Annotated in this window: 12 protein-coding genes; 8 read left to right on the top strand and 4 right to left on the bottom strand. The window is 70.0% G+C overall.

Annotation, left to right across the window (positions count from 1 at the left end; all coding sequences use genetic code 11):
* Nucleotides 1-111: 111 nt before the first annotated feature.
* The 4 genes from ACFQMF_RS03025 to ACFQMF_RS03040 all read left to right on the top strand — a co-directional run bounded on the left by ACFQMF_RS03025 (nt 112) and on the right by ACFQMF_RS03040 (nt 5,635).
* Nucleotides 112-2,067: a hypothetical protein gene (locus ACFQMF_RS03025; protein WP_256407774.1), complete on the top strand. Its 1,956-nt coding sequence runs from the start codon at nt 112-114 to the stop codon at nt 2,065-2,067.
* Nucleotides 2,068-2,306: 239 nt separating this feature from the next.
* Complete coding sequence (gene uvrB / locus ACFQMF_RS03030) at nt 2,307-4,361, top strand: excinuclease ABC subunit UvrB (protein WP_256407773.1); 2,055 nt, start codon at nt 2,307-2,309, stop codon at nt 4,359-4,361.
* Between the two features lie 68 nt (nt 4,362-4,429).
* On the top strand, nt 4,430-4,960 hold the full coding sequence (locus ACFQMF_RS03035; protein WP_256407772.1) for a hypothetical protein: 531 nt from the start codon (nt 4,430-4,432) through the stop codon (nt 4,958-4,960).
* Between the two features lie 81 nt (nt 4,961-5,041).
* Nucleotides 5,042-5,635 carry a hypothetical protein gene (locus tag ACFQMF_RS03040; RefSeq protein ID WP_256407771.1) on the top strand — a complete coding sequence of 198 codons (594 nt, stop codon included), beginning with the start codon at nt 5,042-5,044 and terminating at the stop codon, nt 5,633-5,635.
* Between the two features lie 49 nt (nt 5,636-5,684).
* Here ACFQMF_RS03040 and ACFQMF_RS03045 read toward each other — a convergent pair whose 3' ends face one another.
* Nucleotides 5,685-6,914, bottom strand: a complete 1,230-nt coding sequence (locus ACFQMF_RS03045) for an SPFH domain-containing protein (RefSeq protein WP_256407769.1) — start codon at nt 6,912-6,914, stop codon at nt 5,685-5,687.
* A gap of 243 nt (nt 6,915-7,157) precedes the next feature.
* Between ACFQMF_RS03045 and ACFQMF_RS03050 the strand changes: the two genes are divergently transcribed.
* The 4 genes from ACFQMF_RS03050 to ACFQMF_RS03065 all read left to right on the top strand — a co-directional run bounded on the left by ACFQMF_RS03050 (nt 7,158) and on the right by ACFQMF_RS03065 (nt 13,027).
* Nucleotides 7,158-9,071, top strand: a complete 1,914-nt coding sequence (locus tag ACFQMF_RS03050; protein WP_379791540.1) for a methyl-accepting chemotaxis protein — start codon at nt 7,158-7,160, stop codon at nt 9,069-9,071.
* 279 nt (nt 9,072-9,350) lie between these two features.
* Nucleotides 9,351-10,997, top strand: a complete 1,647-nt coding sequence (locus ACFQMF_RS03055; protein ID WP_256407768.1) for an ATP-binding protein — start codon at nt 9,351-9,353, stop codon at nt 10,995-10,997.
* A gap of 153 nt (nt 10,998-11,150) precedes the next feature.
* Entirely contained in the window at nt 11,151-11,510 is a 360-nt protein-coding gene (locus ACFQMF_RS03060) for a hypothetical protein (RefSeq protein ID WP_256407767.1), read from the top strand.
* Between the two features lie 212 nt (nt 11,511-11,722).
* The gene (locus tag ACFQMF_RS03065; protein WP_256407766.1) at nt 11,723-13,027 is read left to right on the top strand and encodes an O-acetylhomoserine aminocarboxypropyltransferase/cysteine synthase family protein; all 1,305 of its coding nucleotides are present in this window, start codon (nt 11,723-11,725) and stop codon (nt 13,025-13,027) included.
* Between the two features lie 40 nt (nt 13,028-13,067).
* On the opposite strand, the gene ACFQMF_RS03070 is transcribed toward ACFQMF_RS03065, so the two are convergent.
* From ACFQMF_RS03070 to ligA, 3 genes are all read right to left on the bottom strand, one after another.
* Nucleotides 13,068-13,898, bottom strand: a complete 831-nt coding sequence (locus ACFQMF_RS03070; protein WP_256407765.1) for an ABC transporter permease subunit — start codon at nt 13,896-13,898, stop codon at nt 13,068-13,070.
* A complete protein-coding gene (locus tag ACFQMF_RS03075; protein WP_256407764.1) occupies nt 13,895-14,893 on the bottom strand; it encodes an ABC transporter ATP-binding protein in 999 nt (332 codons plus the stop codon). The genes ACFQMF_RS03070 and ACFQMF_RS03075 overlap by 4 nt, the downstream gene beginning before the upstream one ends.
* Nucleotides 14,894-14,969: 76 nt before the next feature.
* Nucleotides 14,970-17,144 (bottom strand): NAD-dependent DNA ligase LigA, encoded by a 2,175-nt coding sequence (gene ligA, locus ACFQMF_RS03080; protein WP_256407763.1) that lies wholly within the window; start codon nt 17,142-17,144, stop codon nt 14,970-14,972.
* Nucleotides 17,145-17,548 lie beyond the last annotated feature (404 nt).

Below are 17,548 nucleotides of genomic sequence, written 5' to 3' on the forward strand. Positions count from 1 at the left end.
GTCGCTGTGAACCCGGTACCGACGGCGGATCCGGGTACCGGACGAACCGCGTGCGAGTTAGCGCGATAATATACTCTATCTTATATACTTATAAAACATTATGAATATCGTATGAGTACAAAACCCACCGACGCGAGACGCCGAACCGGAGGCCGTACCGACGGGCTCGGACCGACGAGACGGGCGGTTCTCGCCGCCGGCGGGGTAGTCGCGCTCGGCGGGCTCGCGGGATGTTCCGACCTCGACGGGCTGGTGGACCGCGCCGGCGAGCAGGTGCTCGGGACGACGGTCTCCACGCCGGCGGCGTTTTACGCCGGACGGCCGCCGGTAGACGAGCGAGCGGGTAGCACCACCGACGACGGAAGCAGCGGCCAGACGCAGGTCCTCCGCACCGGCCCGATCGATATCGCGTATGTGCCGGCGACAGCTCGGGCCGACTCCCGGGAAATCGAACTCGAAGGATTTTCGGTCAGCGGGACGACGAAAGCTCAGGACTACAACTCCTCGCGTTCGAACAAATACTCGTCGGTGGTCGGTCCCGACGACGACATCGTCGACGACGACGATGACGCGGACGGCATTCTGGAGGTCGAACTCGGGCTGCTGGGCCACGTCGTGACCGCACGGGACGCCGTGGAGCGACGCGCCCCGGACGAAGCGAAACGCGCCCTCGATGCGTTCATCGACGACACCGAGACTGCCCTCAGACCGAAACTCGACAAGTGCGGGACCGGCGTCTGTGAGACCGTCCGTGAGAACTCGGACATTCGGGCGCAGGGCGTTCGGATCGCACGTCGAGCCGTCGACGACGAGAACTGGGCCGTGGCGGTGCGAGAACTCGCGGGCGTCGAGGAGATCGTCCTCGGAGACATCGAGCGGCTCGACGACGTCCTCGTCGAACGGCGCCCCGGGCGACCGCGGGTCATCGACAGTATCGAGTACCTGCGAGGCACGCCGACCGTCGGCGAGCGCTTCGCCGTCTGCCTGCCCGACGCCAGTCTGCCGGGCGACCTCGGCTCGCTCGCCGGGGAACTCACGCCGGGACGCGTGCTCAGCTACTTCGCCGCGTCGCACGAGGAGGGCGGACGACACACGCCGTTCCACAATAAATACCGTCCGCAGTTCGGGATCGAATACGACGACGACGGCTGTATCCAGATCGACGGTCCCGTGTCGCTCCACCGGGACCTCGCCTGTCAGACGATTCTCTCGGCCGAACTCGACACGTACCGCACCGAGAACCGGGGTATCGTCGGCTACAGCACCGAGGGCGGCGCCGTCGTGAGCGGCGCGCCGGCGTCGGCCGACGCCGACGGGAAGTGCGTCTTCGTCGCGTCCGACGGCACCCTCCGCGAGCCCGAGACGCTCGACTCGTGGGGCGAGATCATCCTGGGCGAGGACAGGGATATGGTGATGCCGGGAGACGGCGACGTGTCGGTGAGCCCGACGCTCGTCTGTCCCGTGGCCGTGACGCCGGCAGACTGCCCGTGTCCGCTGCCCGGGCTGTTCTACGTCCGGCGGATCGTCCGCGACGATCAGCTCGTCTTCGCCGGCGGGTGGATCCTCGACGAGGGCGCGCTGTACGAGGATTCGGTGACCCTCCTGTTCGACGAGGGGCCGACCGAGATCGCGAGCGTAACCCCCGACGACATCGCGAGCGACGACTTCGACGACCGCATCGTCGAGGGATTTTCTCGCGACCGGAGCCGATACGGGTCAGCGATCGGTAGCGCTCGGGTACAGGGAACCGAGATGAACAAGGCGGAACTGATCGAGGCGATGGCGTCGCACGCGTTGACACAGACCGATAAGGGGCGGAAGGGACTCAACGCCGTGAACGTCAAGATACTCGGCAGACAGGGAGACGATGACGGCGACGAGGGGCCGACCTACGCGAGCGCAACCGCCGTAGACGCCCCGCTCGTCCATCTGGCCGGAGACGGAGCGCTATCGGTGGAAGAGAAACTCGCATCAACGGGCAGGATCGAGACGGGAGTGATAAACTCGGGCGAGGAAGTCGATATCTTGGGTATGGGTTCCGAGAAACTGAGCCTCATTCGCGCATAGCACGCGAGGAATCTCCGACGACGACGAGAATCGAGCCCATGCGAGCGCGACCGCCGTAGACGCTCCGCTCGTCCATCTGACCGGAACCGGAGAGCGATCGCCGAACGAGAATGTCGGGTTGTTGTCGCGAGGGATCGATACGAAAGACATTCGCAGAGGGATGTGACCGCTCGCACGGGACCACGTCGCCGCCGGTCCCCCGGGCCGCTCAAGTGTCTCCGTCGCCAACAACGCCTATCGTGAGCGACGCCGACTCCCCCCTCTCGGAGGACCGCCCGACCGTCGACCGCCCCCTCCGCGTCGACGCCCCGTTCGAGCCCGCGGGCGACCAGCCCGAGGCGATCGAGGAGCTGGTCGAGGGGTTCGAGTCGGGCGCCGACAAGCAGACCCTCCTCGGCGTCACCGGCTCCGGGAAGACGAACACCGTCTCGTGGGTCGCCGAGGCGCTCGACCAGCCGACCCTCGTCTTGGCCCACAACAAGACGCTCGCGGCCCAGCTGTACGAGGAGTTCCGCGAGCTGTTCCCGGACAACGCGGTGGAGTACTTCGTCTCCTACTACGACTACTACCAGCCGGAGGCGTACGTCGAGCAGACCGACACGTTCATCGACAAGGAGATGTCGATCAACGAGGAGATCGACCGCCTCCGCCACTCCGCGACGCGGTCGCTCCTGACGCGCGACGACGTGATCGTTGTCGCCTCCGTCTCGGCCATCTACGGGCTCGGCGACCCGGGGAACTACCGGGACATGGCCCTGCGGCTGGAGGTCGGCGAGGAGATCGGCCGCGAGGAGCTGCTCGCCGACCTCGTCGACCTGAACTACGAGCGCAACGACGTCGACTTCACGCAGGGCACCTTCCGCGTCCGGGGCGACACCGTCGAGGTCTACCCGATGTACGGGCGGTACGCGGTCCGGGTCGAGCTGTGGGGCGACGAGATCGACCGGATGATCAAGGTCGACCCGATGAAGGGGGAGGTCGTCTCGGAGGAGCCGGCGGTGATGCTCCACCCGGCGGAGCACTACTCGATCCCGGACGACAAGCTGGAGCAGGCGATCGCGGAGATCGAGGAGCTGATGGAGAAGCGGGTCAGCTACTTCGAGCGGCAGGGCGACCTCGTCGCCGCCCAGCGGATCGAGGAGCGCACCACCTTCGACATCGAGATGCTGCGGGAGGCGGGCTACTGCTCGGGGATCGAGAACTACTCGGTCCACATGGACGACCGCGAGTCGGGCGACGCGCCGTACACCCTGCTCGACTACTTCCCGGACGACTTCCTCACGGTGGTCGACGAGTCACACCAGACGATCCCCCAGATCAAGGGCCAGTACGAGGGCGACAAGTCGCGGAAGGACTCGCTCGTCGAGAACGGGTTCCGCCTCCCGACCGCCTACGACAACCGCCCCCTCACCTTCGAGGAGTTCGAGGAGAAGACGGACCGGACCCTCTACGTGTCGGCGACGCCGGGCGACTACGAGCGCGAGACCTCCGACCGGATCGTCGAGCAGATCGTCCGTCCCACCCACCTCGTCGACCCGAAGGTGGAGGTGACGGAGGCGACCGGACAGGTCGAGGACCTCCTCGACCGCGTCGACGAGCGGATCGAGCGCGACGAGCGCGTGCTCGTCACCACGCTCACCAAGCGGATGGCCGAGGACCTCACGGAGTACTTCGAGGAGGCCGGGGTCGACGTGGCGTACATGCACGACGAGACGGACACCCTCGAACGCCACGAGATCATCCGCGACCTCCGCCTCGGCAACATCGACGTGCTCGTCGGGATCAACCTCCTGCGGGAGGGGCTCGACATCCCGGAGGTGAGCCTCGTCGCCATCCTCGACGCCGACCAGGAGGGATTCCTCCGCTCCACCACGACCCTCGTCCAGACGATGGGCCGGGCCGCCCGCAACGTCAACGGCGAGGTCGTCCTCTACGCCGACGAGGTGACCGACTCGATGGAGGCGGCGATCGAGGAGACACAGCGCCGCCGCGAGATCCAGCTGGAGTACAACGAGGAACACGGCTACGAGGCGACCACCATCGACAAGCCGGTGGGCGAGACGAACCTCCCCGGATCGAAGACCGACACCTCGTCGGTCAGCGTCGGCGACGTGGAGAGCGAGGACGAGGCGAAAGCGCAGATCGAGGCGCTCGAAGCGCGCATGGACGAGGCCGCGAGCAACCTGGAGTTCGAGCTGGCGGCGGACATCCGCGACCGGATCGCGGAGCTCCGGCGCGCCTTCGAGCTCGACGCGGGCGACGAGGGCGTCCCCGCGCCGATGGTCGACGAGTAGCGCCTCCGATTCTCACCGCGCGTCACTGCGACGACGGGGTTTTACGCCGGTGCGTCGCAATCGCGACCGTGTACCGTCGCGGGATCGTCGCCGGCGCGCTCGCGCTCGCCACCGCCGGGTGCGTCGATCGCCTCCACGACGTCGCCGCCGCGACCCCCGCCGACCTCGCCGTCCGGAGCCGGTACGTCGACGGCAACCCGCTGGTCGACGGCCGCAGCGTCCTCGCCCGTCCGGAAGGGCTGTCGACCCACGCGACCTCCTTCCGCTCGGCCGCCGCGGCCCGCGGCGCGCTCAAGGCGAACGCCGCCGCGTCCCGGGAGTTCGTCGGTCGCACCGACTTCGCCGACGGCGGCGGCGACGCGGTCCTCGTGATCGCCCAGCGGCTCACGGCGCCCGCGGTCAGGCTCCGCCTCGGGGGAGTCAGCCGCATCGGCGACCGCTCCCTCCGGATCGCGGTCGATCGGGGCGGCGTCCGCGGGGAGATCGAGACCGACGACCCGGTCGTGAAGACGCTCCTGCTCCGGCTCTCGGACGAGCGCGGCCCCCCGGAGCGCGTGATCGTCGCCGTCGGCGGCGAGCGAGCCGGTATCACGGTGTGACGAGCGCATGACGGGCCGGCCGACCGTCGACGCCCGCCCGGTCCCGCGATCGTTTTGTGTCCGGGCGGTGTCCGATCGCCCATGCCAACGCTCCGCAGTCGCCTCCTCGGACCGGTCCTCATCCTTCTCGGCGTCGCCGCGCTCGGCTACGCGGGGACGTTCGCACCGGCCGTCGTCCCCTCGCCGTCGGCCGACGGGGTCGCGTCCGCGGTGGTCTCGCCGCTCTCGCTCCTGGCGACGCCCCCGCTCCTCGCGGCCGGTTCGGTCCTGCTCGTCGGCGGCGCGGCCGCCGCGGCCGGCGCAGACCGCTCGGCCCGCCCCGCGCTGGTCGCGCCGGTCTTCGGCGCGGGCGCCGCGCTCGCGTTCGGCGTCGGCCTCGTCGTCGATCCCGGGTCCGTCCCCGCGACGGCGACGACCCCGGCGGCCTACGACGCCCTCGCCTCCGGCCCGCCGGCACGGATCGCCGCCGGAGCCGTCGTCGGCGGCGCCGTGGCCCCGGTGGTTCAGGCGACGGTCGCCGAGGACACCCCGGCGCTCCTCGCCGGGTCGGTCCTGCTGCTCGCGGCGCTCGTGGTCGGGGCGTCCGAGCCCCCGTCGCTCGTCACCGGCGGCGTCGGCGGCGCCGCCGCCGTCGGGCTCCTCTGGGCGGTCGACCCCGAGCGCTGGCGGCCCTGAGTCGGGTCCGCCGTCGCCTCCCGCCGCGTCCGTCGCGTCGCCGCGCCGATCAGTCGCTCGGTCGCTCGCTCTCCGTCTCCAGTTCGATGTCGCGGTCGGCCTCGCGGGTCCCGTCCCCCTGCCGATCGAGGTCGACGTCGCGGGCCGCGTCCGCGTCCCGGGTCTCGTCGGTCCGGAGGTCGCTGTCGGCCACGGTGTCGAGCTGTTCCAAGGCGCTCTCGATGTCCTCCAGCCCGAGCAGCTTCTCCGTCTCCTCGTCGAACTCCTTCCCCTCCAACCCCTCCATCTGTTGCACGTCCGAGCCGGACAGCGCCTTCCCGTAGCGCCCCACCAGACTCGTGAGTTCCTGCGGGAGGACGAACGTCGTGGACTCGCCTTTCCCGATCTCTTCGAGGGTCTCCATGCCGCGCTCGATGATGGCGCGCTCGCCCATCGATTCCGCGGAGCGCGCGCGCAGCACCGTCGAGATCGCGTCCCCCTGCGCCTCGAGGATCTGGCTCTGCTTCTCGCCCTGCGCGCGGATGATGTTCGACTGCTTGTCGCCCTCCGCCTGCTCGATCGCCGAGCGGCGTTCCCCCTGCGCTTCGAGGATCATCGCGCGGCGGCGGCGCTCGGCGCCGGTCTGCTGCTCCATCGCGCGCTGGACCTCCTGCGACGGGCTGACCTCGCGGACCTCGACCGCCTCGACGCGGATCCCCCACTCGTCCGTCGGCTCGTCTAACTCCTCGTTGATGCGGTCGTTGATCTGGTCGCGCCGGGAGAGCGTGTCGTCGAGCTCCATGTCGCCGAGGACGGCCCGGAGCGTGGTCTGTGCGAGGTTCGAGACGGCGTTCTTGTAGTCGTCGACCTCTAAGAACGCCTTCTTCGCGTCCATCACCTTGATGTAGACGACCGCGTCGGCCGTCACCGGCGAGTTGTCCCGCGTGATCGCCGACTGGCTCGGCACGTCGATCGTCTGGGTCCGCATGTCGAACGCGTACGTCCGCGAGACGAACGGCGGGATGAGGTGGACGCCGGGCTCCAACAGCTTCCGGAACTCGCCGAACACCGTGAGCGCCTCCTTGTCGTAGGCGTCGACGATCTCCACCGCGCTGACGACCGTGACCGCCGCCAGCAACACCGCGAGCGCGCCGACGCCGAAGACGAGGCTCTGACTGAGGAGGGCGAGGCCGACGAGCAGCGCGGCGCCGAGCGCCGTGTACTGCCAGACGGCGTCCGGGATGCCGCCGACCGCGTCCTCGAATTCGAGGGTGTCGTCGCGCGGACCTTGAGTTCCCATAACCCGGGTTACGCTTCGACGCTGTTAACGGTTCGCACGAGCCGTCCCGTACGTCGCGTCCGGCCGGGCCGTCGACGGTGCCGGGTGAATCGCTACCGGACGAGCGCTGTGACCGCCCCTCGCGTCACGGTTCGTCGCACTCCGACTCGAACACCTCGACGTCCGACACTCGCCGCCCCGATTATTAGATGTGCAAACGGGCGCGAAAGCGCTTTTACAGGAAGCGATCGACGGCGAGTCGATATGGCTGCATACGGCGTGGACGACGGCGCGGCAGGGGGCGGTGACGACACCGGCGGATCGCTCCGGGAGGTTCTCCGATACGTCCCGGACGGCACGTCGATCCCCGCCGAAATGTGGGACCGGCGCCACCGCAACATCCTCGTCACGATCGCGGTACAGGTCCCGCTTCTGTTCGGCCTCGGGCTGTACCAGGGCACGCTCCCGGTCTTCGAGGCCGAAATTCCGGCGATCCCGACGTGGATGCTCCTGGCGATGGCCGGCGGCGTCGGCGTGCCCGCGGTCGTCGCGGCGCTCCCGTGGCTCGGCCGGCGCCAGCGGACGACCGCCGCGGCGTTCAGCGGGATGACGATCTCGATGGCCCTGGTGAAGTTCTCCGGCGGATACATCGAGGCTCACTTCCACTTCTTCGTCTTCGTCGCGGTGCTGGCGCTCTACGAGGACTGGCTCCCGTTCGCGGTCGGGATGGGGTACGTCGCGGTCGGCCACGGGACGTTCAGCCTGATCGATTCGAGCCTCGTCTACAACCACGCCGCCGCGATCCAGAACCCGATCGCGTGGGGCGGCGTCCACGCCGGGTTCATCACGCTGCTCGCGGCGACGCTGATGGTGAACTGGTACTCGATCGAGAAGTCGCGCGAGGAGGCCGAGGCGAAGCTCGCGTTGGCGGAGGCCAAACAGGAGGAAGTCGAGGACGCCGAGGCGGCCAAGGCGACCGCCGAGGAACGGAAACGGGAGGTGGAGTCGCTCAACGCCCACTTGGAGTCGAAGGCCGACGACTACAGCGCGGCGATGAACCGCGCGGCGGAGGGCGACCTCACGGTCCGGCTCGACGCCGACAGCGAGAGCGAGGCGATGGAGCGGATCGGGACCGCGTTCAACGAGATGTTGGACGAGATCGGCGCGACGATGGGTCGGGTTCAGTCGTTCGCCGACGACGTCTCGCGGGCGAGCGAGACCGTTCGCGAGGGCACCGCCGACGCGGAGGCGATGAGCGAGGACGTCACGGAGTCGGTCGAGGAGATCGCCGCCGACGCCGACGAGCAGCGCGAGATGCTGACCGAGGTGTCGGGCGAAATGTCGAACCTCTCGGCGACGATCGAGGAGGTCGCGTCGTCGACGGAGACGGTCGCGGAGGCGGCCGAGGAGACGTCGGACGTGGCCGAGGCCGGGAAGCGGTCGGCCGAAGGGGCGATGGACCGGGTCGAGGACTCACAGGAGGCGACGGAAACGACGGTCGCGAAGGTCCGGTCGCTCGACGAGCGGATGAGCGACATCGGCGAGATCGTCGATCTGATCGCCGACATCGCGGAGCAGACCAACATCCTCGCGCTGAACGCGAACATCGAGGCCGCACGCACCGGGTCGGGCGACGGGGCGGCCGGGGGCGACGGGTTCGCCGTGGTCGCCGACGAGGTGAAACAGCTGGCCGAGGAGACCCAGGACGCGGCCAAAGAGATCGAGGAGCTCATCGCGGCGACGCAGTCGGAGACGACCGAAACGGTCGAAACGGTGCGCGAGGCCGAACGGCACATGTCCGACAGCGCGACCGCCGTCCGAGACGCGGTGGAGGCGTTCGGGTCGGTCGCGACCCACGCGGCCGACACCGACGACGGGATTCAGGAGATCAGCCACGCGACCGACGAGCAGGCGGCCAGCACCGAGGAGGCGGTCACGATGGTCGAGGAAGTCGAGGGCATCAGCCGGTCGACGGCCACCGAAGCGAACGACGTCGTCGACACGGCGGCGGAGCAGCACGCGGCGATGAGCGCCGTGACGGAGGAGGCGGGCGCGCTCTCGTCGGAGGCCGACCGACTCCAGGACCTCCTCGACGGGTTCACCGTCGAGCGGAGCGGCGGGGCGAGCCCCGCCGCGACGGGCGGTCACGACCGCGCCGTCGGCGACGGGGGACTTTAGCGGTTCTCCCGCGGCCGCACGCTCCGGATAAGCTCGACACGCGAACCGCTCCCTTTCCCGGTTCGCGATCCGCTCGTTCCACGCGACGGCGAATAGGACCCCTCCGCACAACTCGCCACGAGAAGCGGTCTCGGTTCGTCGCTCACGACTCCGAGAAAAGGCGGGGTCGCACACGGAACAGTTCAGTCAAGAATTATGTGACAGCGAGTAGTATACGCGGATAATTCCCCGCGAGCCCGTCTCATGCTCCCTCAATTCGGTAGCGTACTCTTCTGGCACGTGCTCGGATTCGGCCTCTCGTGTGTCCTCAGCCTCGGGAGCGCCGTCTGGACGTACCGCCGACGAGACCGATACGCCGCGCGGGCGCTGTTCGCGTTCCTCGCCGTCACCGTCGCGTGGAACGCGACCGTCCTGCTCAGGATCGTCGGTCCGCTCTCGCTCGCCTGGGAGCTCCATCTCGTCGAGCAGTTCTTTCAGGTGCTGATGACGCTGGTCTGGCTCTACTTCGCCGCCGTGTACGTGGGCTATCGCGACGCGCTCGCTCGACCGCTGGTCGCGTACCCGCTCGGCGCCGTCGCCGCGGGGATGCTCGCCGTGGAGTCGTTCCCGCCCGTCGCGGCCGTCACGAACACCGACCCGACGACGGTCGAGGACCCGTTCACGTTCGTCACGTGGACCGATACCGAGCTCGCTGGGGTCGTCGAACTGCTCGCGTTGGCGGCGTTCGCCGTCGGCTCCGGGCTGATCCTGTACAAGCTGTTGACCACGAACTACGTCCAGGCGTGGCAGGTCGCGCTCGTGTTCCTCGCCACGTCCGGAGCGGTCTTGGTCGAGGTGTTCGAGTCGGCGATCCCGCACGCCGTGTCCGGCGTCGACTACCCCGCGCTGGCCGTGACGGTCGTGGGCGTCTCGTACGTGGTCGGCCTGTACCGGTACGACCTCTTCGGATACACGCCGGTCGACACGTCCGACGTGATCGACGGGATCACTGCCCCGGTGATCGTGTTGAACCCGGAACGGCGGGTCGTGGACTTCAACGCACCGGCGAGCGCGACGTTCGACGGCCTCGCTTCCGGCCGGAAGGCCGACGCGGCGCTCCCCGAGGCCGTCGTCGACGCCGTGCCGCTGGACGACCCCGAGACGAGCCGGACCGAGGTCACGCTCGCCCGGGACGGCGAGGACCGGATCTATCGGCTGTACGCCGCGTCGCTCGACTCGTTCGGGGACAGTCGGGGGCTCGCGATCACGGCCCGCGATCTGACGACCCGGCGGCGGCAACAGGAGAACCTCGACCTGCTCAACCAGATCCTCACCCGCGCGCTCAGACACAACATCCGCAACAAGGTCGACGTCGTGAAGGCGAACAACCGGGCGTTGGTCGATCGGCTCGACGGCGAGGCGCGGGACCGAGCGCACGACGCCGCCGCCGCGGCCGACGACCTCCTCTCGGTCAGCGCGAAGAGCCGCGTGATGAAAGAGATCGTCGAGCATCGCGGACGGACGACGTCGGTCGAGCTGACGGGGCTCATCGCCGATATCGTCGACGAGTACGACCGGGCGTACCCGGATACGTCCTTCGTCACCGACTGTCCCGCGTCGTGCTCGGTCACCGTGACGCCGGACGTCTCACACGCGCTCGAAAACCTCGTCGAAAACGCCGCCGAGCACAACCCCCGCGACGACGCCGCGGTCCGGGTCGCGCTCGAAGCGACCGCCGACGGCGCGGTGATCACGGTCGAGGACAACGGCCGCGGCATCCCGGAGAGCGAGCTGGCGGTGCTCGAACGCGGGTCCGAGGACGTGCTCAACCACGGGAGCGGCATCGGCCTCTGGATCGTCACCATGGTGGTCGACGAGATCGACGGGACGATCGAGTACGACGCCGGCGACGACGGAACCGAGATCACGCTTCGAATCGAGGACTGATCCCCGCCCGTTCGCCCGCGGCGTCGCCGGTCGCGAGACGGACCGATCGGCCGCCACCGGCCCTCGACTCTCACCCGCATCGGGAGGGACGGTCGTTTCCGAGTCGGAAACCGGGCTGTAGTATATATGAGTTAACGAGCCGTTATCCCACACATGCAAGTCCTTCAGACGAAGAGCGAACCCCCCGCCTCGGACCGACCCGATCGCCGGACGCCGAGCTCCGAGAGCCTCTCGGTCCGGAACTACGACGCCGCGACGGTCAACACGCTCTCCGTGAGGCTCGTCGACTCGCGCGACGAGGTCGTCGTCGACCGCTCCGTGAGCGTCGAGCCGTCGGAGACCGCGAGCGTGCGGCTCCCGGTCGACCGCGCGACGTACCGCGTGGAGGCGACGTTGGATGAAGATGCGAGCGACAGCGCCGAGTGCCTGGTCGGCGATACCCCCGAGGAGCGCGCGGTGGTCGAATGCGGGAACGGAGTCGTCACCGTCACCGCGGGCCGTCACACGCGCTAGGGTCGAGACGGGCGTCACGGTTGGTCGGTGATATCGGTCGAACCGACGCCGTCCTCGACGGCGACGAGCGACCGGCGCGCCGCCGGCGTCTCGGAGGGACTGGCCGACATCTCGGAGGGATCTGCCCCCACCAGAAACCGGCGTCTCCGAGAAACCGGTAACGCCCGACCGCTCCGACCGTTTTTAAATATAAGGCGCGCGCACGTCGATCCATGCCATCCGACGAGGACGACGCGGACCGCGAGTTCAGCACCCGAAGCGTCCACGCGGGGTCGAACCCGGACCCGGCGACCGGCGCCCGCGCGACGCCCATCTACCAGACGACCTCCTACGAGTTCGAGGACGCCGACCACGCCGCCCGGCTGTTCGCGTTAGAGGAGGCGGGCAACGTCTACTCCCGGATCATGAACCCGACGAACGCCGCCTTGGAGGAGCGGATCGCCTCCCTCGAAAACGGCGTGGGCGCGGTCGCCACGTCGTCGGGGATGGCGTCGCTCGACCTAGCGACGTTCATGCTCGCGTCGGCCGGCGACAACGTCGTCTCCTCGTCGGCGCTGTACGGCGGTACCTACACCTACCTCACGCACTCCGTCGAGCGCCGCGGGGTCTCGACGCGGTTCGTCGACCCGCTCGACTACGAGGGGTACGCGGAGGCCATCGACGGGGACACGGCGTACGTCCACCTCGAAACGATCGGGAACCCGGCCCTCGTCACGCCGGACATCGAGCGGATCGCCGACATCGCCCACGAGCGCGGCGTCCCGCTGTTCGTCGACAACACGTTCGCGACGCCGTACCTCTGCCGGCCGCTCGACCACGGCGCGGACCTCGTCTGGGAGTCGACGACGAAGTGGCTCACCGGCAACGGCACCACCGTCGGCGGCGTCCTCGTCGACGGCGGCTCCTTCCCGTGGGGCGAGTACCCCGAGAAGTTCCCGGAGATCGCACAGGACAACCCGGCGTACCACGGGATCAACTTCGTCGACGAGTTCGGTGACGCGGCGTTCACGTTCGCGGCGGTGACCCGCGGGCTCCGCGACCTCGGCGACCAGCAGTCGCCGTTCGACGCGTGGAACACGCTCCAGCAGACGGAGTCGCTCCCGCTCCGGATGGAGCGCCACTGCGAGAACGCCGGGATCGTCGCCGAGTACCTCGACGACCACGACGACGTGGCGTGGGTGAACTACCCCGGGCTGGAGAGCCACGAGACCCACGCGGAGGCGACGGAGTACCTGGAGGGCGGCTACGGCGGGATGATCACCTTCGGACTGGAGGGCGGCTACGAGGCCGCGAAGGGCACCGTCGAGAACGCCGACCTCGCGTCGCTGCTCGCGAACGTCGGCGACGCGAAGACGCTCGTCATCCACCCGGCGTCGACGACCCACCAGCAGCTGACCGAGGCGGAACAGGAGGCGGCCGGCGTCACCGGCGACATGGTCCGGCTCTCGGTCGGCATCGAGGACCCCGCCGACATCGTCGCCGACCTCGAAGCGGCGATCGAGCGCGCGACGGCGTAGGTCGTCGGGGTGAGGCCCCGGTCGTCGCCGCCGTCCCCTCCTACAGGTCGTCGGCGTCGAACTTCCAGAGCCCGACCAGCGGCGGCGCGACCGTCCAGAACACGAGCATCGACGCCGCGGAGATCTGCCGGTTCACGTTCTCGCCGGCGAACAGCCGCTCGGCGAGGAACGCGTTCGACAGGATCTCGACGCCGGTCGTCGGGTTTGACACGCGGAGGAACGTCCGGACCTGCTCCGTCGACACCGGCAGGGGGTCGACGATCCCGCCCGCGGCGCCGAGGAACTGCCCGGTGACGGCGCTCCACAGCAGCACGAACAGGACGTAGACCGAGACGCCGCCGATCAGCGCGCGGCGCTGCGTCGACGCGGCGGCCGAGCAGCCGACCGCGATCGCGACGAAGACGACCCCGAGCACCGCGGCGAAGACGGTGAACCCGAAGTACGAGCCGGCGTTGAACGCCGCCAGCCCTCCGGTCTGCGCGAGCACGGCCAGCACGGCGGCGGGCAGCAGGAAGCCGGCGAACACCGCGACGGACAGCGCGACGCCGCGCCCGACGACCTTCCCGAAGACGACGTCGGCCCGCGAGTGCGGCAGCGAGAGGAGCAGCTTCAGGGAGCCGGACTCGCGCTCGCCGCTCACGGCGTTGTAGCCGATCACGACGGCGACGAGCGGGACGAGCGTCGTCACGAGGAACGGTCTCACGAAGAATCGCAGGAGGAGCTCCGTCGCGAACTGCTCGCCCTGTCCCGTCGGCCTGATGACGAACGCGAAGACGGCGACGAGCAGCGAGAACAGCGCCACGAGGGCGATCATCCCGCGCGAGCGCACCGCGTCCTGGAAGTCCTTCTCCGCGATGGCGGCGAGGCTCATCGGTCCACCTCCTCGTCGGCGGTGTCGTCACCGGGCGGATCCGAACCCGATTCGTCCCCGTCGGCCGTCGGCGTGTCACCCTCCGTGTACGCCAGGAAGAGGTCCTCCAGCGACGCCTCGCGCGTGTGGAAGTCGTCGACGGCGACCCCGGCGTCCTCCAGCGCGGCGATGACGCGGGTCTTCGCGCCGTCGGCGCAGCTCACGACGAGCGCGTCGCCGTCGCGGTCGACGCGGCTGACGCCGTCGACGGCGCGCACGGCCGCGACGGCCGCGTCGTCCGCGCCGTTCGCCCCGGTCGCGTCGCCGACCGCGATCTCCAGCGTCTCCTCGCCGCCGACGGCCTCGCGGAGCCCCTCCACGGAGTCCTCGGCGACGAGCTCGCCGTCGCGCAGGATGCCGACCCGGTCGCAGACGGCGTCGACCTGTTCGAGGATGTGCGAGGAGAAGAAGACGGTCGCGCCGCGGTCGGCCTCGCGCTCGACGATCTCCCGCATCTCCTTCGCGCCCGCGGGGTCGAGCCCGGAGGAGGGCTCGTCGAGGACGAGCAGGTCGGGCTCGCCGGCGAGCGCCATCGCCAGGGCGAGCCGCTGGCGCATCCCCTTCGAGTAGCCGCCGGCCTTGCGGTCGGCGTCGTCGAGGAGGCCGACGCGCTCCAAGAGGTCGTCCGGATCGTCGTCGGCCTCCTTCGACCGGACCGCGAACTCGACGTGCTTCCGGCCGGAGAGCCGGTCGTACACCGAGAACCCGTCCGGGAGCACCCCCGTCCGCCGTCGGATCGCGACCCCGTCGCCCGTGGCGTCCCGCCCGAGCACGCGCACCGTCCCCGCGGTCGGGCGGACGAGGTCGAGCAGCATGTCGATCGTCGTCGACTTGCCGGCGCCGTTCGGGCCGAGGAACCCGTACACCTCGCCCTCCGCCACGGTGAGGTCGAGGTCGCGGACGGCCGTGACGTCGCCGAACTCCTTCCGCACGCCGCGCAGCTCGATGGCGGTCATACCCCTCCGTTCCCGCGTCTCCGGATAAAGGGTTGCGGGTCGCGCCGACCCCGACGGACGGCGTTGGGGGCGCTCTCTACTCCTCGGGGGGCCACGCCACGCCGCGCTCCGCGAGGAGGTCGGCGAACTCGTCCTCGTCGAGCACCGGAACGCCCTCGTCCTCGGCGTCGTCCCGCTTCGACCGCCCGGGGTTCTCGCCGGCGACGAGGTAGTCGGTGTTGCCCGACACGCTCGACGTGGCGTCCGCGCCGTGCGCCTCCACGTGCGCCTGCGCCTCGCTCCGCGTCGTCGACAGCGACCCGGTGAAGACGAACGTGAGCCCGTCGAGCGCGTCGCCGGACTCGACCTCGACCGACTCGGGCTCGACGCCGCGCTCGCGGAGCCCTTCGATGGCTGCCCGGTTCTCCTCGTTGTCGAGGAACGTCCGGATCGAGTCGGCCACCTCGGGACCGACGTCGTCGACCGCTCGGAGCGCCTCCTCGTCGGCGTCGAGGATCGCGTCGAGGTCGCCGAACTCCGCCGCGAGCGCGCGGGCGGTCGTCGCCCCCACGTCGGGGATCCCGAGCCCGGCGAGGAAGGCGTCGAGCGGCGGCTCCCGCGTCGCCTCCAGCTCGGCGACGAGGTTCTCGGCGCTCGTCTCGCCCCACCCCTCCAGCGCGGCGAGCTCCTCGACCGTCAGGTCGTAGAGGTCCGGCAGCGACTCCACGAGCCCGGCCTCGCGGAGCTGCTCGACGCGCTCGGGACCCAGCCCCTCGACGTCGAGCGCGTCCCGCCGCGCCCAGTGTTCGACCGCCCGCTCCAGCTGCGCCGGGCAGCCGAGCCCGCCGGTACAGAACGCGAGCGGGCCGTCGCGCTCGACGGGAGCGTCGCAGACGGGGCACCGCTCGGGGAATTCGTAGGCGCCCTCGGAGCGCTTCTCGACGACCTCGGGGACGTACGGGATCACGTCGCCGGCGCGGTAGATCCGCACGCGGTCGCCGACGTTCACGCCCAGCGCCTCGATCTCGGCGGGGTTGTGCAGCGTCGCCCGCGACACCGTGACCCCGCCGACGTCGACGGGGTCGAGCTCGGCGACGGGCGTGAGCCGCCCGGTGCGGCCCACCTGGACCGTGACGCCCTCGACGGTCGTCGTCGCGGTCCGGGGCGGGAACTTGTGGGCGAACGCCCAGCGCGGCGCCCGCGACGTCGACCCGAGCGCCTCGCGGTGCGCCCGGTCGTCGACCGCGATCACGACGCCGTCGATCTCGTAGTTCAGGTCGTCGCGCTCGGCCATGAGGCGGTCGCGGTAGTCGATCGCCGCCTCGACGTCGCCGACGCGTTCCACCCGGTCGGTCCGGCGGAGCCCGAAGGCGTCGAACGCGTCGAACTCGGCCCAGTGGGCGTCCGGGCGCCGCGGGGCGTCGGACTCGTCACCGCCCTCGTCTCCGGCCGCCCGCTCCTCGCCGGTCTCCCACGCCAACACGTCGAAGAAGAAGACGTCGAGCGGGCGCTCGGCGACGACCGCGGGGTCGAGCTGGCGGAGCGTCCCGGCCGCGGCGTTGCGGGGGTTCGCGAACGGCTCCTCGCCGCGCTCGACCAGCTCCTCGTTGTACGCCTCGAAGGCGTCGCGGGGCATGTAGACCTCGCCGCGGACCGCCAGCGTCGCCGGCGGGTCGCCCCGGAGCCGCCCCGGGACCGACCGGATCGTCCGCACCTGTTCCGTGACGTCGTCGCCCTCGGTCCCGTCGCCGCGGGTGGCGGCCCGCGCGTAGACGCCGTCCTCGTACACGACTTCGACGGAGAGCCCGTCGAACTTCGGCTCGCAGACGTACGCGACGTCGTCGGGGTCGAACCCCTCGTCGTCGAGCCCGCTCCGGACCCGCTCGTCGAACTCCCGGACCGCGTCGGCGTCGGTCGCGTTGTCGATGGAGCGCATCGGCGCGACGTGCTCGACGGTCTCCAGCTCGTCGAGCGGCTCGCCGCCGACGCGACGGGTCGGGGAGCCCTCCGTCGGGAGGTCGAACGCGTCCTCCAGCGCCTCCAGTCGGGCGAACAGCCGGTCGTACGTCTCGTCCGGGATCAGGGGGTCCGCCTCCACGTAGTACCGGTGGTCGTGCTCCCGGACCGCCGCCCGGAGCAGCGACGCCTGCTCGGCGGCCTCGCCCTCCGAGAGCTCCTCGACCGGCTCGAAGTCGGTCGGCGGCGCCTCGACGTAGGGGTTCTCGTCCGGGTCCGCGTGCCGGGGCGACGACCCGGATTGCGCGCTCGTCATCGGGCGATCCTTGCGGCGGCTCGGGTTAATAATACAGGTTCGGCTTCCGTTCGGACTTCGCGGTGAAGGCCTCAGGAGTCCCGGCCGCTCGCTTATAAATACCTGATTGCGGATCGGCGGTGAAGGCTGTCAAAGCCCCAGCCGCTCGTTTATAAGCAGATAATGATGGATCAGCAGTGAACATCTCCAAAGCCCCAGCCGCGAGGACTCGCGCGGCTTGTTGCGCGCTTCAGTCGCTCGTTTCACTCGCTCCTTCCAGTGCTTACTGCGCCGGGCTTCGTCCTCGCGGCTGCCCCTTTGAATCCCACCCGACCGCAACGGCCCCGCACCTCGCACCTCCCCAGCCTCGTCGCTGGCGGCAGTAGCCGCCAGCGACTCCCTCGCGCGAGCGACTCGCGGCCTCC

Origin of the sequence: Halorubrum rutilum, from assembly GCF_042665015.1 — an archaeon.
Lineage (GTDB): Archaea > Halobacteriota > Halobacteria > Halobacteriales > Haloferacaceae > Halorubrum > Halorubrum rutilum.